37 protein-coding genes and 1 tRNA gene are annotated in these 22563 nt (G+C 36.9%); 36 read left to right on the top strand and 2 right to left on the bottom strand.

The window, feature by feature from the left end:
* Positions 1-20 precede the first annotated feature (20 nt).
* Positions 21-92 (top strand) — tRNA-Glu (locus DFR54_RS03585).
* Between the two features lie 66 nt (positions 93-158).
* Positions 159-1502 carry a branched-chain amino acid transport system II carrier protein gene (gene brnQ, locus DFR54_RS03590; RefSeq protein ID WP_114288965.1) on the top strand — a complete coding sequence of 448 codons (1344 nt, stop codon included), beginning with the start codon at positions 159-161 and terminating at the stop codon, positions 1500-1502.
* A gap of 186 nt (positions 1503-1688) precedes the next feature.
* Here the strand turns inward: brnQ and gpmA are convergent, their stop codons facing one another.
* Both gpmA and rpiA read right to left on the bottom strand, forming a co-directional pair.
* Positions 1689-2375, bottom strand: coding sequence for a 2,3-diphosphoglycerate-dependent phosphoglycerate mutase (gene gpmA / locus DFR54_RS03595; protein ID WP_114288966.1), 687 nt, complete (start codon positions 2373-2375; stop codon positions 1689-1691).
* Positions 2376-2394: 19 nt separating this feature from the next.
* Entirely contained in the window at positions 2395-3072 is a 678-nt protein-coding gene (rpiA, locus tag DFR54_RS03600) for a ribose-5-phosphate isomerase RpiA (RefSeq protein ID WP_114288967.1), read from the bottom strand.
* 275 nt (positions 3073-3347) lie between these two features.
* Here rpiA and rpsL point away from each other — a divergent pair, with 275 nt between their 5' ends.
* The 34 genes from rpsL to rplQ all read left to right on the top strand — a co-directional run bounded on the left by rpsL (position 3348) and on the right by rplQ (position 22547).
* On the top strand, positions 3348-3761 hold the full coding sequence (gene rpsL, locus DFR54_RS03605; protein WP_086340778.1) for a 30S ribosomal protein S12: 414 nt from the start codon (positions 3348-3350) through the stop codon (positions 3759-3761).
* Positions 3762-3804: 43 nt separating this feature from the next.
* The gene (gene rpsG, locus DFR54_RS03610) at positions 3805-4275 is read left to right on the top strand and encodes a 30S ribosomal protein S7 (protein ID WP_086340779.1); all 471 of its coding nucleotides are present in this window, start codon (positions 3805-3807) and stop codon (positions 4273-4275) included.
* Positions 4276-4364: 89 nt separating this feature from the next.
* A complete protein-coding gene (gene fusA, locus DFR54_RS03615) occupies positions 4365-6452 on the top strand; it encodes an elongation factor G (protein WP_114288968.1) in 2088 nt (695 codons plus the stop codon).
* A gap of 129 nt (positions 6453-6581) precedes the next feature.
* Positions 6582-7769 (top strand): elongation factor Tu, encoded by a 1188-nt coding sequence (gene tuf / locus DFR54_RS03620; protein ID WP_114288969.1) that lies wholly within the window; start codon positions 6582-6584, stop codon positions 7767-7769.
* Between the two features lie 142 nt (positions 7770-7911).
* A complete protein-coding gene (locus DFR54_RS03625; RefSeq protein WP_114288970.1) occupies positions 7912-8364 on the top strand; it encodes a hypothetical protein in 453 nt (150 codons plus the stop codon).
* A 216-nt stretch (positions 8365-8580) separates the two neighbouring features.
* The gene (gene rpsJ / locus DFR54_RS03630) at positions 8581-8889 is read left to right on the top strand and encodes a 30S ribosomal protein S10 (RefSeq protein WP_071457767.1); all 309 of its coding nucleotides are present in this window, start codon (positions 8581-8583) and stop codon (positions 8887-8889) included.
* 21 nt (positions 8890-8910) lie between these two features.
* Entirely contained in the window at positions 8911-9546 is a 636-nt protein-coding gene (gene rplC, locus DFR54_RS03635) for a 50S ribosomal protein L3 (RefSeq protein ID WP_086340784.1), read from the top strand.
* 24 nt (positions 9547-9570) lie between these two features.
* A complete protein-coding gene (rplD, locus tag DFR54_RS03640) occupies positions 9571-10194 on the top strand; it encodes a 50S ribosomal protein L4 (RefSeq protein WP_086340785.1) in 624 nt (207 codons plus the stop codon).
* Positions 10194-10481, top strand: a complete 288-nt coding sequence (rplW, locus tag DFR54_RS03645) for a 50S ribosomal protein L23 (RefSeq protein ID WP_114288971.1) — start codon at positions 10194-10196, stop codon at positions 10479-10481. Before rplD ends, rplW begins: the two co-directional genes overlap by 1 nt.
* 32 nt (positions 10482-10513) lie before the next feature.
* The gene (gene rplB, locus DFR54_RS03650; RefSeq protein WP_086340787.1) at positions 10514-11347 is read left to right on the top strand and encodes a 50S ribosomal protein L2; all 834 of its coding nucleotides are present in this window, start codon (positions 10514-10516) and stop codon (positions 11345-11347) included.
* Between the two features lie 48 nt (positions 11348-11395).
* Positions 11396-11674 (top strand): 30S ribosomal protein S19, encoded by a 279-nt coding sequence (gene rpsS / locus DFR54_RS03655; protein WP_086340788.1) that lies wholly within the window; start codon positions 11396-11398, stop codon positions 11672-11674.
* Positions 11675-11692: 18 nt separating this feature from the next.
* A complete protein-coding gene (rplV, locus tag DFR54_RS03660) occupies positions 11693-12040 on the top strand; it encodes a 50S ribosomal protein L22 (RefSeq protein WP_086340789.1) in 348 nt (115 codons plus the stop codon).
* A 13-nt stretch (positions 12041-12053) separates the two neighbouring features.
* Positions 12054-12710 carry a 30S ribosomal protein S3 gene (gene rpsC, locus DFR54_RS03665; RefSeq protein ID WP_086340790.1) on the top strand — a complete coding sequence of 219 codons (657 nt, stop codon included), beginning with the start codon at positions 12054-12056 and terminating at the stop codon, positions 12708-12710.
* A gap of 2 nt (positions 12711-12712) precedes the next feature.
* On the top strand, positions 12713-13147 hold the full coding sequence (gene rplP, locus DFR54_RS03670) for a 50S ribosomal protein L16 (RefSeq protein WP_086340791.1): 435 nt from the start codon (positions 12713-12715) through the stop codon (positions 13145-13147).
* Entirely contained in the window at positions 13137-13328 is a 192-nt protein-coding gene (rpmC, locus tag DFR54_RS03675; RefSeq protein ID WP_086340792.1) for a 50S ribosomal protein L29, read from the top strand. Before rplP ends, rpmC begins: the two co-directional genes overlap by 11 nt.
* Positions 13329-13351: 23 nt before the next feature.
* Positions 13352-13618: a 30S ribosomal protein S17 gene (gene rpsQ, locus DFR54_RS03680; protein ID WP_086340793.1), complete on the top strand. Its 267-nt coding sequence runs from the start codon at positions 13352-13354 to the stop codon at positions 13616-13618.
* 48 nt (positions 13619-13666) lie between these two features.
* Positions 13667-14035, top strand: a complete 369-nt coding sequence (gene rplN / locus DFR54_RS03685) for a 50S ribosomal protein L14 (RefSeq protein ID WP_086340794.1) — start codon at positions 13667-13669, stop codon at positions 14033-14035.
* Between the two features lie 34 nt (positions 14036-14069).
* A complete protein-coding gene (rplX, locus tag DFR54_RS03690) occupies positions 14070-14381 on the top strand; it encodes a 50S ribosomal protein L24 (RefSeq protein WP_086340795.1) in 312 nt (103 codons plus the stop codon).
* Between the two features lie 26 nt (positions 14382-14407).
* Entirely contained in the window at positions 14408-14947 is a 540-nt protein-coding gene (gene rplE, locus DFR54_RS03695; protein ID WP_086340796.1) for a 50S ribosomal protein L5, read from the top strand.
* A gap of 18 nt (positions 14948-14965) precedes the next feature.
* Positions 14966-15151, top strand: a complete 186-nt coding sequence (locus DFR54_RS03700) for a type Z 30S ribosomal protein S14 (RefSeq protein ID WP_077275924.1) — start codon at positions 14966-14968, stop codon at positions 15149-15151.
* 33 nt (positions 15152-15184) lie between these two features.
* Positions 15185-15583 (top strand): 30S ribosomal protein S8, encoded by a 399-nt coding sequence (rpsH, locus tag DFR54_RS03705; RefSeq protein ID WP_086340797.1) that lies wholly within the window; start codon positions 15185-15187, stop codon positions 15581-15583.
* Between the two features lie 31 nt (positions 15584-15614).
* Positions 15615-16151, top strand: a complete 537-nt coding sequence (rplF, locus tag DFR54_RS03710) for a 50S ribosomal protein L6 (protein ID WP_086340798.1) — start codon at positions 15615-15617, stop codon at positions 16149-16151.
* Positions 16152-16176: 25 nt separating this feature from the next.
* Positions 16177-16533 carry a 50S ribosomal protein L18 gene (rplR, locus tag DFR54_RS03715; RefSeq protein WP_086340799.1) on the top strand — a complete coding sequence of 119 codons (357 nt, stop codon included), beginning with the start codon at positions 16177-16179 and terminating at the stop codon, positions 16531-16533.
* A gap of 20 nt (positions 16534-16553) precedes the next feature.
* A complete protein-coding gene (gene rpsE, locus DFR54_RS03720; protein WP_086340800.1) occupies positions 16554-17054 on the top strand; it encodes a 30S ribosomal protein S5 in 501 nt (166 codons plus the stop codon).
* Between the two features lie 11 nt (positions 17055-17065).
* Positions 17066-17245, top strand: coding sequence for a 50S ribosomal protein L30 (gene rpmD / locus DFR54_RS03725; RefSeq protein ID WP_086340801.1), 180 nt, complete (start codon positions 17066-17068; stop codon positions 17243-17245).
* 41 nt (positions 17246-17286) lie between these two features.
* Positions 17287-17727: a 50S ribosomal protein L15 gene (rplO, locus tag DFR54_RS03730; RefSeq protein ID WP_086340802.1), complete on the top strand. Its 441-nt coding sequence runs from the start codon at positions 17287-17289 to the stop codon at positions 17725-17727.
* Positions 17727-19025 carry a preprotein translocase subunit SecY gene (secY, locus tag DFR54_RS03735; protein WP_114288972.1) on the top strand — a complete coding sequence of 433 codons (1299 nt, stop codon included), beginning with the start codon at positions 17727-17729 and terminating at the stop codon, positions 19023-19025. The genes rplO and secY overlap by 1 nt, the downstream gene beginning before the upstream one ends.
* A gap of 59 nt (positions 19026-19084) precedes the next feature.
* Positions 19085-19738: an adenylate kinase gene (locus tag DFR54_RS03740; RefSeq protein WP_086340804.1), complete on the top strand. Its 654-nt coding sequence runs from the start codon at positions 19085-19087 to the stop codon at positions 19736-19738.
* A gap of 205 nt (positions 19739-19943) precedes the next feature.
* Entirely contained in the window at positions 19944-20162 is a 219-nt protein-coding gene (gene infA, locus DFR54_RS03745; RefSeq protein ID WP_071457745.1) for a translation initiation factor IF-1, read from the top strand.
* A gap of 32 nt (positions 20163-20194) precedes the next feature.
* The gene (gene rpmJ / locus DFR54_RS03750; protein WP_071457744.1) at positions 20195-20308 is read left to right on the top strand and encodes a 50S ribosomal protein L36; all 114 of its coding nucleotides are present in this window, start codon (positions 20195-20197) and stop codon (positions 20306-20308) included.
* A 17-nt stretch (positions 20309-20325) separates the two neighbouring features.
* On the top strand, positions 20326-20691 hold the full coding sequence (gene rpsM / locus DFR54_RS03755) for a 30S ribosomal protein S13 (protein ID WP_086340805.1): 366 nt from the start codon (positions 20326-20328) through the stop codon (positions 20689-20691).
* Positions 20692-20721: 30 nt separating this feature from the next.
* Positions 20722-21111: a 30S ribosomal protein S11 gene (rpsK, locus tag DFR54_RS03760; RefSeq protein ID WP_086340806.1), complete on the top strand. Its 390-nt coding sequence runs from the start codon at positions 20722-20724 to the stop codon at positions 21109-21111.
* Positions 21112-21192: 81 nt separating this feature from the next.
* Positions 21193-22131: a DNA-directed RNA polymerase subunit alpha gene (locus DFR54_RS03765; protein WP_086340807.1), complete on the top strand. Its 939-nt coding sequence runs from the start codon at positions 21193-21195 to the stop codon at positions 22129-22131.
* A gap of 29 nt (positions 22132-22160) precedes the next feature.
* Positions 22161-22547: a 50S ribosomal protein L17 gene (rplQ, locus tag DFR54_RS03770; RefSeq protein WP_086340808.1), complete on the top strand. Its 387-nt coding sequence runs from the start codon at positions 22161-22163 to the stop codon at positions 22545-22547.
* Positions 22548-22563: the final 16 nt, after the last annotated feature.

Here is a 22563-nt window from a genome sequence, read left to right on the forward strand (position 1 = left end):
AGTAGTATTTTTCTAAAACTGGCCCGTTGGTCAAGCGGTTAAGACACCGCCCTTTCACGGCGGTAACACGGGTTCGAGTCCCGTACGGGTCATTATAGTTAAGCTTAGAATATATATTCTAAGCTTTTTTTTTATAAAAAATGGAAGGAGACAAGTAAATGAAAGAAAAACTTTCAAGAAAAGAGAGATTGTTCATTGGTTCGTTAATATTCGGTTTGTTTTTTGGAGCAGGAAACTTAATTTTTCCTATCCAAATTGGTCAAGAAGCTGGGAGTAATGTTTTTCAAGCAAATTTAGGTTTTTTAGTAACAGGGATTGGCTTACCTTTTTTAGGATTAATTTCATTTGGCTTATCTAGAAGCTCGGATTTATATTCATTGGCAAGTAAAGTAGGAAAGAAATACGGGTTATGGTTTACAACGATTTTATATCTGATTATTGGACCGATGTTTGCTATGCCTCGCTTAGCAAGTACTTCTTTTGAAATCGGTTTGTCTCCATTTATAAAAAATGAATATCAAAACTTATTTTTATTATTGTTTAGTATTATTTTCTTTTTATGTGTTTGGTACTTTTCTAGAAAACCTAGTAGGATTTTAGATTATATTGGTAAATTTTTAACGCCATTATTTTTAATACTTTTATTTTTTATTTTATTGCTTTCCTTTTTAAATCCTTTAGGTGATTTAACTGGTAGCTTACCTCAGGATTCTTATGTGCAAGGAGCATTTTTCAAAGGATTCCAAGATGGTTATAATACGCTGGATGCTTTAGCTGCATTAGCTTTTGGGATGTTAATTATCGAGAACATTCAAAATTTTGAAATTAAAGAATCTAAGTTGATAGCTAAAGAAACGATGAAATCAGGTTTTGTTGGTATTGTTTTAATGGGAATTATTTACACGTTACTAGCATTTTTAGGTGCAATGTCATTGGGTACTTTTTCTTTAAATAAAAATGGCGGTATTACTTTAGCACAAGTCGCTGATTATTATTTAGGTCCAATTGGTAGCGTGATACTGGCAGTTATTGTAATTGTTGCGTGTTTAAAAACAGCGATCGGTTTAGCTACTGCTTTTGGGAGAACTTTTAGTGAGTTGTATCCGAATATTTCGTATCAAGTTTTTACTATCGGATGTATTTCTATAGCAGGTGTGATTGCAAATGTTGGTTTAAATCAAATTATTGCATTATCAATTCCAATCCTAATGTTTATCTATCCTCTTGCGATGACCTTGATTATTTTAGGTATTCTAGATCCAATTATTAAAGATAAACCTGAAGTCTATCGTTTTACAACGTATTTCACGATGATTGTAAGTGTTTTTGATGGATTAAATAGCTTACCTTCGCATATTAAGGATACTAGCTTGATTAAAGTACTGCTAAATTTTGCTACAGACTATCTACCTTTATTTAATATTGGGATGTCTTGGATAGTTTTTGCTGTAGTTGGCTTCATTTTCGGTTGGTTATTAAATAAAAAAAGAGAACACGCCTAATAAAATGTACCCTTTACCGTGGTCAGTGGACACTAAACAGAATGACGCCGCAGAACTACTATGAATCGTTAAGCACATAAAAAGATGACTTCCTCTTTAGGAAATCATCTTGATGACAGACAAACTCTTTTTTATTATGTCCTTGACATAGGGTACATTTTATAATGACGTTGTTCTCTTTTTGTCTTATAGGTAATATTTTTTATTAAATGATAAATCATCATTTAATTCATAGACAAGTGGTTGTCCAGTTGGAATTTCTAGTCCCATAATATCTTCATCTGAAATATTTTCAATATGTTTTGCTAAAGCTCGTAGTGAGTTTCCGTGAGCTGCTACTAAAATTGTTTTATTATCTTTTAAGGCTGGGGCAATATTGTCATCCCAAAACGGAACAACTCGTTTTAGAGTAACTTTTAAGTTTTCTCCACCAGGTACAACTCGTTTATCAAGTGCCGCATATTTAGGATCATTTACTGCTGATTTAGGATCATCTTCTTCTAATAGTGGTGGCAGTGTGTCATAAGAACGACGCCAAAGTTGAACTTGGTCAGCTCCATATTTATCTGCTGTTTCTTGTTTGTTAAGTCCTTGAAGAGCTCCGTAGTGCCGTTCGTTTAAACGCCAAGATTTAATTTCTTGAATCCATAACTGATCTGACTCTTCTAAAACAAAGTGGCATGTTTTAATTGCTCGTTTTAAATATGATGTATAGGCAATGTCAAAGTTAATGTTAGCCTCTTTAATTTTTTTACCGGCTTCCTTAGCTTCGGCAACACCTTTTTCGCTTAAATCAACATCTTCCCAACCTGTGAACAAGTTAAGAGCATTCCATTCGCTTAATCCGTGACGCACAAATACTAATTGTTTCATTGCTATCATCCTCTCTTTATTAACGATTGACTTCGATTGTTTTGACTCCCTCACTTGTACCAATAATAACACGATTTGTAATATCTAGGAATAAACCATGCTCCACAACTCCAACTTGCGTATCCAGCCAAGTAGCTAATTCTTTTGGCGCTTCGATTTTTTCTAAATGAAGGTCAATAATATAATTATTGCTATCTGTTAATAACTTTTTTCCAGTTTCGGTTAATCTAAAACTTGGATTTAAGTTGTTTTCTTTCATTTTTTTGAAGATTTGTTCACTACCATAAGGAATAACTTCAACGGGGAGGGGAAAAGCTCCTAAGTGAGTTACCATTTTAGACTCATCTACAATCCAAATATTTTCTTTTGAATTTGTAGCAACAATTTTTTCAAATAAAAGAGCAGCTCCGCCACCTTTAGTGCCTTGGAAATCATTAGAAATTTCATCAGCACCGTCGATTGTTATATCTACATAATCAACTTCATCAATGCTTTTTAATGGAATGCCTAATCCCAGAGCTTGTTTTTCAGTGGCTTTAGAGGTAGTGACTCCTGTAATAGTTAAGCCTTCTTCTTTAATACGACGTCCAATTTCTTCTACCATAAAGTAGGCAGTGGATCCTGTCCCTAGACCTACTGTCATACCGTCTTTAACGTATTTTGCTGATTCAATACCAACCATTTGCTTTAAGTTCATGCATATCCTCCCAGATTTTATTTATTCAATACAGTAATTGTAAGATTAATTGATAAAAAAAGAAAGCATGAACATTATTTTTTTAGAAAAAGTATTGACTAATTTTGTTTGCGTGTGATATAGTTACAAAGGTGCTTCAGACGGGTCTCTTGAGACGTGCTGACTGAAAAAAGCACAGTGTGATGCAGGAAATCTTGCATTAATTTTTTTAACTTTTAAAAAGAACCACCTGGATGTGTGGGTCTATAGAAAGCAATAAGGAAGGAGGAACTATCATGCCTACTATTAATCAATTGGTACGTAAGTCTCGTAAATCAAAAATGACTAAATCTGGATCTCCAGCTTTAGGAAAAAGTTACAACAGCTTTAAAAAATCTCAAACAGATGTGAACTCTCCTCAAAAACGTGGAGTTTGTACACGTGTTGGTACGATGACACCTAAAAAACCTAACTCGGCGTTACGTAAATATGCCCGTGTTCGTTTGTCAAACTTAATTGAAGTGACAGCTTACATTCCTGGTATTGGACATAACTTGCAAGAGCATAGTGTTGTTTTAATCCGTGGTGGACGTGTGAAAGATTTACCTGGGGTACGTTATCACATCGTTCGTGGAGCTTTAGATACAGCTGGTGTTACAGATCGTAAACAAAGCCGTTCTAAATACGGAACTAAAAAACCTAAAAAATAAATCTATTTAAAAAATTAAAAATTCTTGGAAGGAGGAGTTACACATGCCTCGAAAAGGTCCTGTTACAAAACGTGAAGTTTTACCAGATCCGATTTATAATTCTAAATTAGTTACTCGTTTAATCAACCGCGTAATGATTGATGGTAAGCGTGGTGTTGCTTCAAGCATTATTTATGATGCATTTGATATTATTAAAGAATCTACAGGGAATGATCCATTAGAAGTTTTCGAACAAGCAATGGAAAACATTATGCCTGTTCTTGAAGTTAAAGCTCGCCGTGTTGGTGGTTCTAACTATCAAGTACCAGTTGAAGTTCGCCCAGAGCGTCGTTCAACTTTAGGCTTACGTTGGTTAGTTAACTATGCACGTTTACGTGGAGAGCACACTATGGATCAACGTTTAGCTAAAGAAATCATGGATGCAGCTAACAATTCTGGCGCTTCTGTTAAGAAACGTGAAGATGTACATAAAATGGCTGAAGCCAACAGAGCATTCGCTCACTATCGTTGGTAAAATCCTCTTTATAGTAATTAAAAACTTTAATTATTATTTAAGTGTCTATACAACGAATAATTACAATAAGAGAGGAGAAATATTTTAAGATGGCAAGAGAATTTTCATTAGAAAACACTCGTAATATTGGGATCATGGCTCACGTTGATGCTGGAAAAACAACAACAACAGAGCGTATCTTGTATTACACTGGTAAAATCCATAAACTTGGTGAAACTCACGAAGGAGCTTCACAAATGGACTGGATGGAACAAGAGCAAGAACGTGGTATCACAATCACTTCTGCAGCTACAACTGCACAGTGGAAAGGTTACCGTGTAAACATCATCGATACTCCTGGACACGTGGACTTCACAATTGAAGTACAACGTTCTCTACGTGTATTAGACGGTGCGGTTACAGTACTTGACTCACAATCTGGTGTTGAGCCTCAAACAGAAACAGTTTGGCGCCAAGCAACTGATTATAAAGTTCCACGTGTTGTATTCTGTAATAAAATGGATAAAATTGGTGCTGATTTCTTATACTCAGTAAAAACATTGCATGACCGCTTACAAGCTAACGCTCATCCAATCCAATTGCCAATCGGTTCAGAAGATAACTTCACTGGAATCATTGATTTAATTACAATGAAAGCTGAAATCTATACTAACGACTTAGGAACAGACATCCGCGAGGAAGAAATCCCTGAAGAGTATATGGAACAAGCTATTGAATGGCGTGAAAAATTAGTGGAGGCAGTAGCTGAAACTGATGAAGACTTAATGATGAAATACTTAGACGGAGAAGAAATCTCTATCGAAGAATTAAAAGCAGGTATTCGTCGCGCTACAATCAACGTTGAATTCTTCCCAGTAATGGCTGGATCAGCGTTTAAAAACAAAGGTGTTCAGTTAATGCTTGACGCTGTTTTAGATTACTTACCAGCTCCAACTGATGTTGAGGCTATCAAAGGTATTGATACTAAAACTGATGAAGAAACAGTACGTCCTTCAGACGATTCCGCTCCATTCTCATCATTAGCATTTAAAGTTATGACTGACCCATTCGTAGGTCGTTTAACATTCTTCCGTGTATACTCTGGTACTTTAGAAAGTGGTTCATACGTATTGAATGCTTCTAAAGGTAAAAAAGAGCGTATCGGACGTATCCTACAAATGCATGCAAACAGCCGTGAAGAAATTAATACAGTTTATTCAGGTGATATTGCAGCAGCAGTTGGTCTTAAAGATACAACTACTGGGGATACTTTATGTGATATGGATGCACCAGTTATCTTAGAATCAATTGAGTTCCCAGAACCAGTTATTCAAGTAGCTGTTGAGCCTAAATCTAAAGCTGACCAAGATAAAATGGGTGTTGCTTTACAAAAACTTGCTGAAGAAGATCCTTCATTCCGAGTTGAAACAAACGTTGAAACTGGAGAAACTGTTATCTCTGGTATGGGTGAGTTACACTTAGACGTTTTAGTAGACCGTATGAGACGTGAATTCAGAGTTGAAGCTAACGTTGGTGCTCCTCAAGTTTCTTACCGTGAAACATTTAGAGCTCCACTTACTCAAGCTGAAGGTAAGTTCGTACGTCAATCAGGTGGTAAAGGACAATACGGTCACGTATGGGTTGAATTTACTCCTAACGAAGAAGGAAAAGGCTTTGAATTCGAAAACGCAATCGTTGGTGGTGTGGTTCCTCGTGAATACATCCCTGCAGTTGAAAAAGGATTAGCAGACTCTATGAACAATGGTGTACTTGCTGGATATCCTTTAGTAGATATTAAAGCTAAACTTTATGATGGTTCATACCATGATGTTGACTCGAACGAGACAGCATTCCGTGTGGCAGCATCTATGGCATTACGTGCCGCAGCTAAGAAAGCACAACCTGCAATCTTAGAACCTATGATGAAAGTTACTGTAACAGTTCCTGAAGAATACTTAGGGGACATTATGGGACACGTAACAAGTCGTCGTGGACGTGTTGAAGGTATGGAAGCACATGGTAACTCACAAATCGTTAACGCGATGGTTCCACTTGCTGAAATGTTTGGATACGCAACTACATTACGTTCTGCAACTCAAGGACGTGGTACATTTATGATGGTATTTGACCACTATGAAGACGTACCAAAATCTATTCAAGAAGAAATCATTAAGAAAAATGGTGGAAACGCTGAATAGAATTCGCTAGGCATTTGCTTAGTTTTCATGTAAAATGAATAGTTGAAGGAATAAATATTGATTTTATTCCTTCTTCAATATATTATAAAAATAAAATTAACTTTTATATTTTAGGAGGAATTATTCAAAATGGCAAAAGAAAAATTTGACCGCTCGAAATCCCATGTAAACATCGGAACAATCGGACACGTTGACCACGGTAAAACTACTTTATCAGCAGCTATTGCAACTGTTTTAGCTAAAAAATTAGGTGGAGAAGCTCGTAACTACGCTGAAATCGATAACGCTCCAGAAGAAAAAGAACGTGGAATCACAATCAACACTTCTCATATCGAATATGAAACTGAAACTCGTCACTACGCTCACGTGGACTGCCCAGGACACGCGGACTACGTTAAAAACATGATCACTGGTGCTGCTCAAATGGACGGCGCTATCTTAGTAGTATCTGCAGCTGATGGTCCAATGCCACAAACTCGCGAGCACATTCTTTTATCTCGTAACGTTGGTGTTCCATACATCGTTGTTTTCTTAAACAAAATGGATATGGTTGACGACGAAGAATTATTAGAATTAGTTGAAATGGAAGTTCGTGACTTATTATCAGAATACGATTTCCCTGGTGATGACACTCCTGTTGTTGCTGGTTCAGCACTTAAAGCTTTAGAAGGTGAAGAAGCTTACGAAGAAAAAATCATGGAATTAATGGCTGAAGTTGATGCTTACATCCCAACTCCAGAACGTCAAACTGACAAACCGTTCATGATGCCAGTTGAGGACGTATTCTCAATCACTGGACGTGGAACTGTTGCTACAGGACGTGTTGAACGTGGACAAGTTCGTGTTGGTGATGAAGTTGAATTAGTAGGTATTGCTGAAGAAACTTCTAAAACAACTGTAACAGGTGTTGAAATGTTCCGTAAATTATTAGATTACGCAGAAGCAGGAGACAACATTGGTGCTTTATTACGTGGGGTAGCTCGTGAAGATATCCAACGTGGACAAGTATTAGCAGCTCCTGGAACAATTACTCCACATACAAAATTTACAGCAGAAGTTTATGTTTTATCTAAAGAAGAAGGTGGACGTCATACTCCATTCTTCACTAACTACCGCCCACAATTCTATTTCCGTACTACTGATGTAACTGGTGTTTGTCAATTACCAGAAGGTACTGAAATGGTAATGCCTGGTGACAATGTTGCTATGGAAGTTGAATTAATTCACCCAATCGCTATCGAAGAAGGAACTCGTTTCTCAATTCGTGAAGGTGGACGTACAGTTGGTTCTGGCGTTGTAACAAGTATCTTAGGATAATTATATTAAATTAAGATAAATTAAAAGCTACATGTGTCCGGACGTAAGGTTGAAAACTAATGTTTTCAACCTTTTTTTGTTGTGTAAACTAATCTTATAGGGTAACATTAAGTATCTAATAATTTATCAAGGAGTTATACTAATGAACAAAAGTGGAAAAATTTTTTGGTTACTTTTATCTATTCTATTTGCAGTAGGATCGATTACCGCAGGGACTATCTATGACGGTAAGAGGAAAAAGAATTTAGAAATTCAAACGGTTAAAACAACTTCTTCTATTAAACTAGAAGAAACTAATAATGATATAGAAGAAAAAGGTAAAACATCCAAAACAGAAGAATCAAAAACAAAAACAAAAAACTCAGAGGAAGATTCTAATCTTACTGAAGCAGATTCTACCGCAGTCACTAATGCTGAAAATTTAATTAGTGTTATCATTGTAGATGGCCAAGTAGGATCTAACTTTACTCTAGATGATTATAAATCGGCTAAGTTAGCGGTAGACAACCTTCCAAGTAGTTCTAAAAAGACTGAATTAAGTGAAAAAATCACTCAAATTGAGACAGCTTTAACCAATATGGGAATTGCTTATTAAAAGAATAAAAAAAACTGTAAAAAAAGCTTGTCACCAAGCTTTTTTTTTAGTATACTCTTTAAAGTGCTGATAAAAAAGTATGATGGTATCTCGAAGAGAAATACCGGGCTTTGAAGCGAGAGGTTGCGACACACCAGGGAGCTTTGCCATGGTGGTGAGTTGGAGATTTTCGTGGAGCTATGTCTACTAAACAAAATAGGCGAAGGAGGGAACATAATGGCAAAACAAAAAATTCGTATCAGATTAAAAGCGTATGAACACCGTGTATTAGATCAATCTGCAGAGAAAATTGTAGAAACAGCAAAAAGAACAGGTGCTGAAGTATCGGGTCCAATCCCATTACCAACAGACCGTTCAGTTTATACAGTTATCCGCGCTACTCATAAATACAAAGATTCACGCGAACAATTCGAAATGCGTACTCACAAACGTCTTATCGACATCGTGAGCCCAACACCAAAAACAGTTGATGCTTTAATGAAGCTTGACTTACCAAGTGGTGTGAACATCGAAATCAAATTATAATAAAATCATGGAGGTGTACTCATGACTAAAGGAATCTTAGGAAAAAAAGTAGGTATGACACAAGTCTTTACTGAAAATGGTGAATTAGTACCAGTTACTGTTATCGAAGCAACACCAAACGTTGTTTTACAAGTAAAAACAGTTGAAACTGATGGCTATGAAGCTGTTCAAGTTGGATTTGATGATAAACGTGAAGTTTTATCAAACAAACCTGCTAAAGGTCATGTTGCAAAAGCAAATACTGCTCCTAAGCGCTTCATTAAAGAATTCAATAATGTAGAGCTTGGAGAATACGAAGTAGGACAAGAAATCAAGGTTGATGTCTTCCAAGCAGGAGACGTTGTTGATGTTACAGGTACAACGAAAGGGAAAGGTTTCCAAGGTGTTATCAAACGCCATAACCAATCTCGTGGGCCAATGACTCACGGTTCTCGTTTCCATCGTCGTCCTGGGTCAATGGGTGCTGCATCTTATCCAGCCCGTGTATTTAAAGGTAAAAAACTTGCAGGACGTATGGGTGGCGATCGTGTAACGATTCAAAACTTAGAAATCGTAAGAGTTGATGCAGATAAAAATGTAATCTTAGTTAAAGGTAATGTACCTGGAGCTAAAAAATCATTAATCGAAATTAAAACAGCAGTTAAAGCTGCTAAATAATCGTGGGAGAGGAGGAACTAAAGAATGACATCTGTAGCATTATTTAAACAAGATGGAACTCAAAATGGCGAAATTACTTTAAATGAAGCAATTTTTGGTATTGAGCCTAACGAAAATGTAGTCTACGATGCAATTATCATGCAACGTGCTTCATTAAGACAAGGAACACATGCTGTTAAAAATCGTAGTGCTGTTCGCGGTGGTGGACGTAAACCATGGCGTCAAAAAGGAACTGGTCGTGCACGTCAAGGATCAATCCGCTCACCACAATGGCGTGGAGGTGGAGTTGTATTTGGACCAACACCACGTTCATACAGCTACAAATTACCTAAAAAAGTTCGTCGTTTAGCAATCAAATCAGTTTTATCTGAAAAAGTTATCGAGAACAAATTAGTTGTTGTTGAAGGTTTATCATTTGATGCACCAAAAACAAAAGAATTCAAACAAGTTTTAGCTAACTTGAGTGTAGACACAAAAGTATTAGTTGTTTTAGAAAGTGGCAATGATTTTGCAGCTTTATCAGGACGTAACTTACCAAACGTTTCAATCGTTGAATCAAATAACGTAAGTGTTCTTGATGTAGTAGCAGCTGATAAAATGTTGATTACTAAAGCAGCTCTGACTCACGTAGAGGAGGTACTTGCATAATGGAATTTACTGATGTAATCAAACGTCCAGTTATTACAGAAGCATCTGTAACAGCAATGGATGAAAAAAAATACACTTTTGAAGTGGATACTAGAGCTAACAAAACATTAGTTAAGCAAGCTGTAGAAGCAGCTTTTGGCGTTAAAGTTGAAAAAGTAAATATCATGAACGTAAAACCTAAGTTCAAAAGAATGGGTAAATACGGTGGATATACTAACAAACGTCGTAAAGCAATCGTTAAATTAACACAAGACTCAAAAGAAATTCAAATTTTTGATGCTGAATAATTAAAGCATTAACTAAAGTAGGAGGGAATCACGTGGCGATTAAAAAGTACAAACCTACCACAAATGGTCGTCGTAATATGACTGGTTCAGATTTTGCTGAAATCACAACATCTACTCCAGAAAAATCATTATTACAACCATTAAAGAAAAACGCTGGACGTAACAACCAAGGTAAAATTACTGTACGTCATCAAGCTGGTGGACACAAACGCCAATACCGTTTGATCGATTTCAAACGTAACAAAGACAATGTGGTCGGAACTGTTAAAACAGTTGAATATGATCCAAATAGATCTGCTAACATTGCATTGATTCATTATACAGATGGAGTTAAAGCTTACATCTTAGCACCAAAAGGACTTAAAGTTGGTGACCGTATTGAGTCAGGCGAAAACGCAGATATCAAAATTGGTAATGCATTACCATTAAACAACATTCCAGTTGGTACAGTTGTTCATAACATCGAGTTAAAACCTGGTAAAGGTGGACAATTAATCCGTTCTGCTGGTACAAGTGCTCAAGTACTTGGTAATGAAGGTAAATATACTTTAGTTCGTTTAAACTCTGGAGAAGTTCGTATGATTTTAGGAACTTGTCGTGCAACAGTTGGTACTGTTGGTAACGAGCAACACGAATTAATCAATATTGGTAAAGCCGGCCGTAGCCGTTGGATGGGTAAACGTCCAACAGTACGTGGTAGCGTAATGAACCCTAACGATCACCCACACGGTGGTGGTGAAGGTAAAGCTCCAATCGGACGTCCATCACCAATGTCTCCATGGGGTAAACCAACTCTTGGATACAAAACTCGTAGCAAAAAAGCTAAATCAGACAAACTTATTGTTCGTCGTCGTAAAAATAAATAAAATTAAACTCTTGATTCAAGAGTTCCAAATCTTGAGAGGAGGCTCACCATGGGTCGTAGCTTGAAAAAAGGACCTTTTGTCGACGACCACTTAATGAAAAAAGTGGAAGCTCAAAAAGATCTACCAAAGAAAAAAGTGATCAAAACTTGGTCTAGACGCTCAACAATTTTCCCTAACTTTATCGGATATACTATCGCAGTATATGACGGAAGAAAACATGTACCTGTTTACATCCAAGAGGATATGGTAGGACATAAATTAGGTGAATTTGCACCAACAAGAACTTATCGCGGACATGCAGCTGACGATAAGAAAACTAAACGCTAATTGAGGGAGGCAACGAACATGTCAGAAAGAATTACTTCAGCAAAAGCAACTGCTAAAACAGTTCGCGTTTCACCTCGTAAATCAAGATTAGTGATTGACTTAATTAGAGGTAAGAGTGTTGGGGAAGCAATTTCTATCTTGAAATTCTCACCAAACAAAGCGGCAGGCGTTATTGAAAAAGTATTAATGTCAGCAATTGCAAATGCAGAAAACAACTTTGACTTAGACGTTGAAGATTTAGTAGTATCAGAAGCTTTTATTAACGAAGGACCAACGATGAAACGTTTCCGTCCACGTGCGAAAGGTTCTGCATCACCAATCAACAAACGTACAAGTCATATTACAGTAGTAGTATCAGAAAGATAAGGAGGGACAACCAGTGGGTCAAAAAGTACATCCAATTGGAATGCGTGTCGGAGTTATTCGTGACTGGAACGCAAAATGGTATGCAGAAAAAGAGTATGCAGAATACCTACATGAAGATTTAAAAATTCGTAAGTACATTGCGACTAGATTGGCTGACGCTTCTGTATCTACCATTGATATCGAACGTGCGGCTAACCGCGTAAATGTTTCTATTCACACTGCTAAACCAGGTATGGTTATTGGTAAAGGTGGATCTGAAGTTGAAGCTTTAAGAAAAGAATTAAACAAATTAACTGGTAAAAGAGTTCACATCAACATCGTTGAAATCAAAAAACCAGATTTAGATGCTAAATTAGTGGGTGAAGGAATTGCACGTCAATTAGAAAACCGTGTAGCATTCCGTCGTGCACAAAAACAAGCTATCCAACGTACTATGAGAGCAGGAGCTCAAGGGATCAAAACTCAAGTTTCTGGTCGTTTAAATGGTGCAGATATGGCTCGTTCTGAAGGTTATTCTGAAGGAACTGTTCCTTTACATACTTTAAGAGCAGACATCGATTATGCTTGGGAAGAAGCAGACACAACATACGGAAAACTAGGAGTTAAAGTGTGGATTTGCCGTGGAGAAATTCTTCCAGAAAAGAAAAACACTGAGAAAGGAGGGAAATAGTCATGTTAGTACCTAAACGTGTAAAATACCGTCGTGAATTTAGAGGTAAAATGCGTGGTGAAGCTAAAGGTGGAAAAGAAGTAGCATTTGGTGAATACGGCTTACAAGCTGTTGAATCTTCATGGATTACTAACCGTCAAATCGAAGCTTCTCGTATCGCGATGACTCGTTACATGAAACGTGGTGGGAAAGTATGGATTAAAATTTTCCCTCATAAATCATATACATCAAAAGCAATTGGTGTTCGTATGGGTAAAGGTAAAGGAGCTCCTGAAGGATGGGTTGCACCAGTTAAACGTGGAAAAATCATGTTTGAAGTTGCAGGCGTACCTGAAGATGTAGCACGTGAAGCATTAAGACTTGCTTCTCACAAATTACCTGTAAAAACAAAAATTGTAAAACGTGAAGAAATGGGTGGTGAATCGAATGAAGGTTAAAGATATCAGAGAATTAACCACTACCGAAATGATCGCTAAAGAAAAAGAATTTAAAGAAGAATTATTCAACTTACGATTCCAATTAGCAACAGGTCAATTAGAAAATACAGCGCGAATTTCTGAAGTTCGTAAATCGATTGCACGCATTAAAACAGTTTTGCGTGAAGAAGCTGCTAAGTAATAGTGGAAGGAGGCCATTACTAGATGACTCAAGAAAGAAATGAACGTAAAGTTTATACTGGACGTGTGGTTTCAGACAAAATGGATAAAACTATCGTTGTTGTCGTAGAAACTAGAAAAACTCATAAAATTTATGGTAAACGTGTTAAATATTCTAAAAAATATTACGCACATGATGAAAACAACGTTGCAAAAATGGGAGACATCGTTAAAATTATGGAAACTCGTCCATTGTCTGCGAAGAAACGCTTCCGTTTAGTAGAAGTTGTTGAAGAAGCAGTAATTATTTAATTCGAATTTTCCTATAAGAGACTGAAAGTTTGAAAGGAGGATACTCAAGTGATCCAACAAGAAAGTCGTATGAAAGTGGCTGACAACTCAGGTGCTCGTGAAGTATTAACGATCAAAGTACTAGGTGGTTCAGGCCGTAAAACAGCTAACATTGGTGATATCGTAACTTGTACGGTTAAACAAGCAACACCAGGTGGGGTTGTCAAAAAAGGCGAAGTGGTGAAAGCCGTTATCGTTCGTACTAAATCTGGAGCTCGTCGTCCTGACGGTTCATATATCAAATTTGATGAAAATGCATGTGTGATTATTCGTGATGATAAGAGTCCACGTGGAACTCGTATCTTTGGACCAGTTGCTCGTGAATTACGCGACAGCAACTTCATGAAGATTGTCTCACTAGCACCAGAAGTATTATAATATAAACCTATGTTTAAAGGAGGTGCGAAACAAGATGTTCGTTAAAAAAGGCGATAAAGTAAAAGTAATCTCAGGTAAAGATAAAAACAAAGAGGGAATCGTACTCCAAGCATTTCCTAAGAAAGATCGCGTCATCGTTGAAGGTGTTAACGTTATGAAAAAACACCAAAAACCTAGCGCGGCTGCTCCTCAAGGAGGAATTATCGAAATGGAAGCATCTATTCACGTTTCTAATGTAATGGTGATTGATCCGTCAAACGGTGAACCAACACGTGTAGGATATAAAGAGGTAGATGGTAAAAAAGTACGTATTTCTAAGAAAACTGGCGAAGTTTTAGATAAATAAGTCGTGAGGAAGGAGGACAAATCTGAATGAACCGCTTAAAAACAAAGTATATTAGTGAAGTAACACCTTCATTAATGGAAAAATTTAACTACACTTCAGTAATGCAAACACCAAAAGTTGATAAAATCGTTATTAACATGGGTGTTGGTGATGCTGTTTCAAATAGTAAAAACCTAGATAAAGCTGTTGAAGAACTAGCTTTAATCTCAGGACAAAAACCAATTATCACAAAAGCTAAGAAATCAATCGCTGGTTTCCGTTTACGTGAAGGTATGCCTATTGGCTGTAAAGTAACATTACGTGGCGAAAGAATGTACGAATTTTTAGATAAATTAGTATCTGTCTCTTTACCTCGTGTACGTGACTTCCATGGTATCAGCAACAAATCATTTGACGGTCGTGGAAACTACACTTTAGGTGTTAAAGAACAATTAATCTTCCCTGAAGTTGACTACGATTTAGTAGATAAAGTTCGAGGAATGGACATTGTTATTGTTACAACTGCTAACACTGACGAAGAAGGTCGTGAGTTATTAACTCAACTTGGAATGCCATTCCAAAAATAATTTAAGGAGGCGAACTACGTGGCTAAAAAATCAATGATCGCTAAAAACAAGCGTCCAGCAAAATTTGCAGTACAAGAGTACACTCGTTGTGAACGTTGTGGACGTCCACATTCAGTATATCGTAAATTCAAACTTTGCCGTATTTGCTTCCGTGAACTTGCCTATAAAGGACAAATTCCCGGCGTGAAGAAAGCAAGCTGGTAAAATAGTAAACCGCTAAAGGAGGTAAACAAATCAATGGTTATGACAGATCCAATCGCAGATTTTCTAACTCGTATTCGTAATGCGAATATCGTAAGACACGAATCATTAGAAGTACCTGCATCAACTATCAAACTAGAAGTCGCTAAAATCTTACAACGTGAAGGTTTCATCCGCGACGTAGAATACATTGAAGATGACAAACAAAACATCATCCGTGTTTTCTTAAAATATGGTAAAAACGACGAGCGCGTTATTACTAACTTAAAACGTATCTCAAAACCAGGTTTACGTGCTTATGTAAAAGCAAATGAAGTACCTAAAGTATTAAACGGTTTAGGTATTGCAATTATCTCAACTTCAGAAGGTATCTTAACTGATAAAGAAGCTAGAGAGCGTAATGTTGGTGGAGAAGTATTAGCATACGTTTGGTAATCAAAAACTTAAAACGAGGAGGTGTCCTAGAGTGAGTCGTATTGGAAATAAACCAGTCGTTATTCCTGCAGGTGTAACTATTACACAAAACGGAACAACTGTAACTGTAAAAGGACCTAAAGGTGAATTAACTCGTGAGTTTTCACCAAATATTACTTTAAATATTGAAGAAGGCGTAGTTACTTTAACTCGTCCTGACGATAGCAAAGAAAACAAAACAATGCATGGAACTATGCGTGCTAACCTAAACAACATGGTTGTTGGTGTTAGTGAAGGTTTCGCTAAAGCTTTAGAATTAATTGGGGTTGGATACCGTGCGCAATTACAAGGTAAAAAACTTGTATTAAACGTTGGGTACTCTCATCCAATCGAATTCGAAACGCCAGAAGGTATCGAAATCGAAGTTCCTTCAAACACATCTATTATTGTTAAAGGATCTAACAAAGAAGTTGTTGGAGAATTAGCAGCTAATATTCGTGGAACACGTCCACCAGAGCCTTATAAAGGTAAAGGAGTTCGCTATGTTGGTGAACACGTAAGACGTAAAGAAGGTAAAACAGGTAAATAACAAATAAATTAACGAGGTGACAAGTGTGATTTCAAAACCAGATAAAAATAAAGTACGTCAAAAGCGTCATGCTCGCGTACGTAGTAAAATCTCTGGTACTGCCGAGTGCCCACGCTTGAACGTATTCCGTTCTAACAAAAACATCTACGCTCAATTAATTGATGACGTAGCGGGTGTGACACTTACAAGTGCCTCTACTGTAGATAAAGATATTACAGCAGAAAACAAAACTGAAGCAGCTAAAGCTGTAGGTGCTTCAATTGCTAAAAAAGCAACAGAAAAAGGTATTAAAGAAGTAGTCTTTGACCGTGGTGGATACCTTTACCATGGCCGTGTAGCAGCTTTAGCTGAAGCAGCTCGCGAAAATGGATTAGAATTTTAGGAAAGGGAGGAAAACTATTCATGGCTAATATTGATCATAAACAATTTGAATTAGAAGACCGCGTTGTTGCGATTAACCGCGTTTCTAAAGTTGTTAAAGGTGGACGCCGTATGCGCTTCTCTGCTCTTGTAGTAGTTGGAGATAGAAACGGACATGTTGGATTTGGAACTGGTAAAGCTCAAGAAGTACCAGAAGCTATTCGTAAAGCTATTGAAGATGCTAAAAAGAACGTTATTGAAGTTCCTATGGTAGGTTCAACAATTCCTCATGAAGTTATCGGATCTTTCTGTGGTGGACGTATCTTAATGAAACCTGCTTTAGCGGGTTCTGGAGTTGCAGCTGGTGGACCGGTTCGTGCCGTCCTTGAATTAGCTGGTATCTCAGATATCACATCAAAATCTTTAGGATCTAACACACCTGTAAACGTTGTTCGCGCAACTGTTGAAGGATTAAACAGATTAAAACGTGCAGAAGATGTTGCTGAATTACGTGGCATTTCTGTAGAGAAACTAATCGGATAGGAGGACCAAAAATGAGCGAATTAAAAATTACTTTAAAACGTAGTATCATTGGACGTCCTCAAAACCAACGTGATACAGTTAAAGCTTTAGGTTTAGGAAAAATGCATTCAACTGTAGTAAAACCTAACAACGAAGCAATCAAAGGTATGGTTAATACTGTTTCACATTTAGTGGACGTAGAAGAAATATAAGAAGTATTCTTTAGAAACTAGTACAAGGAGGTGCCGAGCTAATGAAACTTCATGAATTACATCCGGCAGAAGGATCAAGACATGTACGCAATCGTGTAGGACGTGGATCATCATCTGGTAACGGTAAAACATCTGGTCGTGGACAAAAAGGTCAAAAATCACGTTCAGGTGGTGGCGTACGTTTAGGATTTGAAGGTGGACAAACTCCATTATTCATGCGTTTACCAAAACGTGGATTCACTAACATTAATCGTAAAGATTATGCAATCGTCAACTTAGACGTATTGAACCGATTCGAAGATGGTGCCGAAGTAACACCAACTACTTTAATTGAAGCAGGAATTGTTAAAGATGCTAAATCTGGAATTAAAATTTTAGGTAACGGTGAGTTAACTAAAAAATTATCAGTTAAAGCAGCTAAATTCTCAAAATCTGCTACAACTGCAATTGAAGCAGCTGGTGGATCAGTAGAGGTGATCTAATGTTTAAACTGTTGAAGGATTCGTTTAAGGTAAAAAATATTCGTAGTAAAATATTTTTTACGCTATTCATTCTCTTCGCGTTTAGAGTTGGTGCCCATATTACAGTTCCAGGTGTTAATGCTAAAGCGTTATTAGATCTTAATGATTTAGCATTAGTAGCTATGTTTAATCAAGTGAGTGGTAATGCTATGGAAAGATTCTCATTGTTCGCAATGGGAGTTTCGCCATATATTACTTCTTCCATTATTATCCAATTACTTCAAATGGATATTGTTCCTAAATTTGTAGAATGGTCGAAACAAGGTGAGGTTGGTAGACGTAAGTTAAACCAAGCAACTCGCTACTTAACACTTGTGTTAGGTTTTGTTCAATCCGTTGCGATTACAGCAGGTTTTAACTACTACACAAATGCAGGACTTGTGACTTCACCAAGTGTTTACACGTACTTTACGATAGGTTTAATCCTAACAGCTGGTACGATGTTAGTAACTTGGATGGGTGAGCAAATTTCAGAAAAAGGTATTGGTAATGGGGTTTCAATGATTATCTTTGCAGGTATTATTGCAAAACTTCCTGGAAGCATCAAAGAAATATACCAAGCTTATTTTGTTAATATTGATAAAGCTGATTTGGCTAAGTCATTCATCTTTATTGCTATCTTAATTGTTGCTGTGTTATTCATCGTAACTATGGTTACTTATGTACAACAAGCAGAAAGAAAGATTCCAATTCAATATACAAAACGTGTTGCTGGTGCACCGCAAAGTAGTTATTTACCATTAAAAGTAAATGCAGCCGGAGTTATTCCAGTAATCTTTGCGAGTTCATTCATTGCAACGCCACAAGCTTTTCTAAGTGCATTTCAAGTATCTCAAGGTGGTAAACCTTGGTTCCAGTTCTTAGAACAAATCTTTAACTATTCAACTATTCCTGGCGGGATAGTATATACAATCCTGATTATTGCTTTTACGTTCTTCTATGCCTTTGTTCAGGTTAATCCTGAGAAAATGGCTGAGAACTTGCAGAAGCAAGGGAGCTATATTCCAAGTGTACGCCCTGGTAAAGAAACTGAAAACTATGTATCTAGTCTCTTAATGAAACTAAGTACTGTGGGCTCATTGTTCTTAGGGTTAGTGGCGATCTTACCAATCATTGCTCAAAATGTTTGGAACCTACCCCAATCAATCGGTTTAGGTGGGACAAGTTTACTGATTGTCATTAGTGTTGCTCTTGAAACGAATAAACAGCTTGAAGGGTTACTATTGAAACGTCAGTATACTGGTTTTATCAGAGAGTAAGAGTAGTGTGTTGAGGCTTAATTCCTCAGCACTTTTCTCGAACTTAAGGAGGAAAACAAATGAATCTCATCCTAATGGGATTGCCAGGGGCCGGTAAGGGAACACAAGCAGAGAAAATCATCGATGCTTATGGAATTCCTCATATCTCTACTGGAGATATGTTCCGTGATGCTATGAAGAATGAAACAGAATTAGGTTTACTTGCTAAATCATTTATTGATAAAGGTGAGTTAGTACCTGATGAAGTAACAAACGGAATAGTAAAAGATCGTTTGTCTCAAGACGATACAGAAAAAGGATTCCTATTAGACGGTTTCCCACGGACGCTTGCTCAAGCAGAAGAATTAGATAAAATTTTAAAGGAATTAGGTAAAAAAGTAGACAATGTCTTAAACATTCATGTCGCTTCAGAAGTTTTAATTGATCGCTTAGCTGGTCGCTTCATTTGTAAAGATTGTGGTGCTACTTATCACAAAATGTTCAACCCACCAAAAGTGGAAGGAACTTGTGATCGATGTGGAGGCCATAACTTCTATCAAAGAGAAGATGACAAACCTGAAACGGTTAAAAATCGTTTAGAAGTTAACATCAAAAATTCTGAACCTATTCTAGAGTATTATGAAGCACAAGGTGTCATGCACACTATCGATGGTGATCGTGATATTCAAGAAGTTTTTGTTGATATTGAAAAAATTATCGCAAATAAAAACTAGTCATTTATCTAGCTATCTATTATTCTATGAGAATCAAAGCTGTTTCTGGAAAAGAAGTTGATGACAGGTAATTTTACCTATCAACTTTATTTTGTGTTGTAGTTATGCTATAATACTAAAGTTGGAAAGAAATAGGCTAAAGTTCTATTTTTTGTCAATTTGTCGCATATGTCAGATGCAAACAATGTATAAGGAGGTACTAGTTGTGGCGAAAGAAGATATGATTGAAATTGAAGGTACAGTCGTCGAAACTTTGCCGAATGCAATGTTTAAAGTTGAATTAGAAAATGGCCATGTTATTTTAGCACATGTTTCTGGAAAAATAAGAATGCATTACATTCGTATTCTACCAGGAGATAAAGTAACTGTTGAATTATCTCCGTATGATTTAACACGTGGTCGTATTACTTACCGCTTTAAATAGTTGTACTCCGTAAAATTCAAGGAGGTATAATCATGAAAGTAAGACCATCAGTAAAACCCATTTGTGAAAAATGTAAAATAATTCGCCGTAAAGGTCGAGTTATGGTTATCTGTGAAAACCCAAAACATAAACAACGTCAAGGATAAAAGGAGGTTAACGAATAATGGCTCGTATTGCAGGTGTAGATATTCCCCGTAATAAACGCGTAGTTATTTCGCTTACATACATTTATGGAATCGGAAAGAAAACTTCTCAAGATATCTTGAAAGAAGCTGGAGTTTCTGAAGAAATTCGTGTTAGCGACTTAACAAACGAACAAACAGATTCAATCCGTGCAGTCATCGACAAATTAAAAGTTGAAGGTGATTTACGTCGTGAAGTAAACTTAAACATCAAACGTTTGATGGAAATCGGTTCATACAGAGGTATCCGTCATCGTCGTGGATTACCAACTCGTGGACAAAACACGAAAAATAATGCACGTACAAGAAAAGGTCCAGCACGTTCTATCGCTGGTAAGAAAAAATAAGAATTTTCAGTGAAGGAGGTATAAAGCTTCATGGTAGCAAAAAAAGTATCTAGAAAACGTCGTGTGAAAAAGAATATCGAAGCTGGTATTGCACACATTCATTCTACTTTCAATAACACAATCGTAATGTTGACAGATGTGCATGGTAACGCTATTGCATGGTCATCAGCAGGATCATTAGGTTTTAAAGGTAGTAAAAAAGCAACACCATTCGCAGCTCAAATGGCAGCAGAAGTTGCAGCTAAAGCAGCAATGGAACACGGTTTAAAAACTGTTGACGTAACTGTTAAAGGACCAGGATCTGGTCGTGAAGCAGCTATTCGTTCATTACAAGCAACAGGATTAGAAGTGACAGCAATTCGTGACGTTACTCCAGTTCCTCATAATGGATGCCGCCCTCCAAAACGCCGTCGTGTTTAGTGAGTGAGTTCATTCAAATGATTAGAACTTTTAGCGACATTGAGCAGGACACTTTTCGTTTTGAAAGGGGTATAGAGAAGAATGATTGAATTTGAGAAACCAAGAATCACAAAGATTGATGAAGATAGAGATTATGGCAAGTTCGTCATCGAGCCACTTGAAAGAGGCTATGGAACTACGTTAGGTAACTCATTACGCCGTATTTTATTGTCATCTCTTCCAGGTGCTGCAATCACAAATCTTCAAATTGATGGTGTATTACATGAGTTTTCTACTGTCAAAGGAGTGCGTGAAGATGTCACTCAAATAATCTTAAATATCAAAGGCTTAGCACTTAAAATGTATGCTGAGGGTGAAAAAACTTTAGAAATCGATATTACTGGACCAGCTAATGTGACTGCAGGTGACATTATTACTGATAGTGATGTTGAGATCATGAATAAAGATTTATTTATCTGTAGCGTATCTGAAGGTGCAACATTCCGTGCAAGTTTAACTGTTAAACCTGGACGTGGATATTCAAAAGCTGATGAAAATAAAAGTGAAGATATGCCAATTGGTGTTTTACCAGTGGATTCTATCTACACACCGATTAAACGTGTTAACTACCAAGTAGAAAACACACGTGTTGGTCGTCGTGATGATTTTGACAAATTAACTTTAGATGTATGGACAGACGGTTCTATTGCACCTCAAGAGGCTATCAGTTTATCTGCTAAAATCTTGACTGAGCATTTAGACATCTTTGTTAACTTAACAGACGAAGCTAAAAATGCTGAAATCATGATCGAAAAAGAAGAAACACAAAAAGAAAAAATGTTGGAAACAACAATAGAAGAATTAGATTTATCTGTTCGTTCTTATAACTGTTTGAAACGCGCTGGTATCAATACATTACAAGAATTAACGAATAAGTCTGAAGCAGAAATGATTAAAGTTCGTAACTTAGGACGTAAATCACTTGAAGAAGTAAAAGCTAAATTAGCTGATTTAGAACTAGGTCTACGCCAAGACGATTAATCATTTATTGACATAAGGAGGAATACGACGTGAGTTATCGTAAATTAGGTCGCACAAGCAGCCAAAGAAAAGCAATGTTACGTGATTTAACAACTGATTTAATTATCAACGAACGCATTGAAACAACTGAAGCTCGTGCCAAAGAAATCCGTTCAACTACTGAAAAAATGATTACTTTAGGCAAACGTGGAGATCTTCATGCTCGTCGTCAAGCTGCAGCTTTTGTTCGTAATGAATTATTAGAAGCACGTTTAGACGAATCTGGAGAGAACATCATCCAAGAAACAGCTTTACAAAAATTATTCAACGACTTGGGACCTCGTTACCAAGATCGCCAAGGTGGTTACACACGTATCCTTAAAAAAGGACAACGTCGCGGAGACGCTGCACCAATGGTAATTATTGAATTAGTTTAATAATTAAATTAAGTTT

Source organism: Vagococcus fluvialis, from assembly GCF_003337315.1.
Lineage (GTDB): Bacteria > Bacillota > Bacilli > Lactobacillales > Vagococcaceae > Vagococcus > Vagococcus fluvialis.

Excerpts from the sequence above, each read along its gene's own strand:
- rpsS (WP_086340788.1), top strand. The coding sequence starts at position 11,396 with ATGGGTCGTAGCTTGAAAAAAGGACCTTTTGTCGACGACCACTTAATG.
- rplW (WP_114288971.1), top strand. The coding sequence starts at position 10,194 with ATGGAATTTACTGATGTAATCAAACGTCCAGTTATTACAGAAGCATCT.
- rplD (WP_086340785.1), top strand. The coding sequence starts at position 9,571 with ATGACATCTGTAGCATTATTTAAACAAGATGGAACTCAAAATGGCGAA.
- rpsQ (WP_086340793.1), top strand. The coding sequence starts at position 13,352 with ATGACTCAAGAAAGAAATGAACGTAAAGTTTATACTGGACGTGTGGTT.
- rpiA (WP_114288967.1), bottom strand. The coding sequence starts at position 3,072 with ATGAACTTAAAGCAAATGGTTGGTATTGAATCAGCAAAATACGTTAAA.
- rpmJ (WP_071457744.1), top strand. The coding sequence starts at position 20,195 with ATGAAAGTAAGACCATCAGTAAAACCCATTTGTGAAAAATGTAAAATA.
- rplC (WP_086340784.1), top strand. The coding sequence starts at position 8,911 with ATGACTAAAGGAATCTTAGGAAAAAAAGTAGGTATGACACAAGTCTTT.
- rplO (WP_086340802.1), top strand. The coding sequence starts at position 17,287 with ATGAAACTTCATGAATTACATCCGGCAGAAGGATCAAGACATGTACGC.
- rplX (WP_086340795.1), top strand. The coding sequence starts at position 14,070 with ATGTTCGTTAAAAAAGGCGATAAAGTAAAAGTAATCTCAGGTAAAGAT.
- DFR54_RS03765 (WP_086340807.1), top strand. The coding sequence starts at position 21,193 with ATGATTGAATTTGAGAAACCAAGAATCACAAAGATTGATGAAGATAGA.
- rpsM (WP_086340805.1), top strand. The coding sequence starts at position 20,326 with ATGGCTCGTATTGCAGGTGTAGATATTCCCCGTAATAAACGCGTAGTT.
- rpmC (WP_086340792.1), top strand. The coding sequence starts at position 13,137 with ATGAAGGTTAAAGATATCAGAGAATTAACCACTACCGAAATGATCGCT.
- DFR54_RS03740 (WP_086340804.1), top strand. The coding sequence starts at position 19,085 with ATGAATCTCATCCTAATGGGATTGCCAGGGGCCGGTAAGGGAACACAA.
- rpsH (WP_086340797.1), top strand. The coding sequence starts at position 15,185 with ATGGTTATGACAGATCCAATCGCAGATTTTCTAACTCGTATTCGTAAT.
- brnQ (WP_114288965.1), top strand. The coding sequence starts at position 159 with ATGAAAGAAAAACTTTCAAGAAAAGAGAGATTGTTCATTGGTTCGTTA.
- rplV (WP_086340789.1), top strand. The coding sequence starts at position 11,693 with ATGTCAGAAAGAATTACTTCAGCAAAAGCAACTGCTAAAACAGTTCGC.
- tuf (WP_114288969.1), top strand. The coding sequence starts at position 6,582 with ATGGCAAAAGAAAAATTTGACCGCTCGAAATCCCATGTAAACATCGGA.
- rpsE (WP_086340800.1), top strand. The coding sequence starts at position 16,554 with ATGGCTAATATTGATCATAAACAATTTGAATTAGAAGACCGCGTTGTT.
- rpsG (WP_086340779.1), top strand. The coding sequence starts at position 3,805 with ATGCCTCGAAAAGGTCCTGTTACAAAACGTGAAGTTTTACCAGATCCG.
- rpsL (WP_086340778.1), top strand. The coding sequence starts at position 3,348 with ATGCCTACTATTAATCAATTGGTACGTAAGTCTCGTAAATCAAAAATG.
- gpmA (WP_114288966.1), bottom strand. The coding sequence starts at position 2,375 with ATGAAACAATTAGTATTTGTGCGTCACGGATTAAGCGAATGGAATGCT.
- rpmD (WP_086340801.1), top strand. The coding sequence starts at position 17,066 with ATGAGCGAATTAAAAATTACTTTAAAACGTAGTATCATTGGACGTCCT.
- fusA (WP_114288968.1), top strand. The coding sequence starts at position 4,365 with ATGGCAAGAGAATTTTCATTAGAAAACACTCGTAATATTGGGATCATG.
- rplE (WP_086340796.1), top strand. The coding sequence starts at position 14,408 with ATGAACCGCTTAAAAACAAAGTATATTAGTGAAGTAACACCTTCATTA.
- secY (WP_114288972.1), top strand. The coding sequence starts at position 17,727 with ATGTTTAAACTGTTGAAGGATTCGTTTAAGGTAAAAAATATTCGTAGT.
- rplP (WP_086340791.1), top strand. The coding sequence starts at position 12,713 with ATGTTAGTACCTAAACGTGTAAAATACCGTCGTGAATTTAGAGGTAAA.
- DFR54_RS03625 (WP_114288970.1), top strand. The coding sequence starts at position 7,912 with ATGAACAAAAGTGGAAAAATTTTTTGGTTACTTTTATCTATTCTATTT.
- rpsJ (WP_071457767.1), top strand. The coding sequence starts at position 8,581 with ATGGCAAAACAAAAAATTCGTATCAGATTAAAAGCGTATGAACACCGT.
- rpsK (WP_086340806.1), top strand. The coding sequence starts at position 20,722 with ATGGTAGCAAAAAAAGTATCTAGAAAACGTCGTGTGAAAAAGAATATC.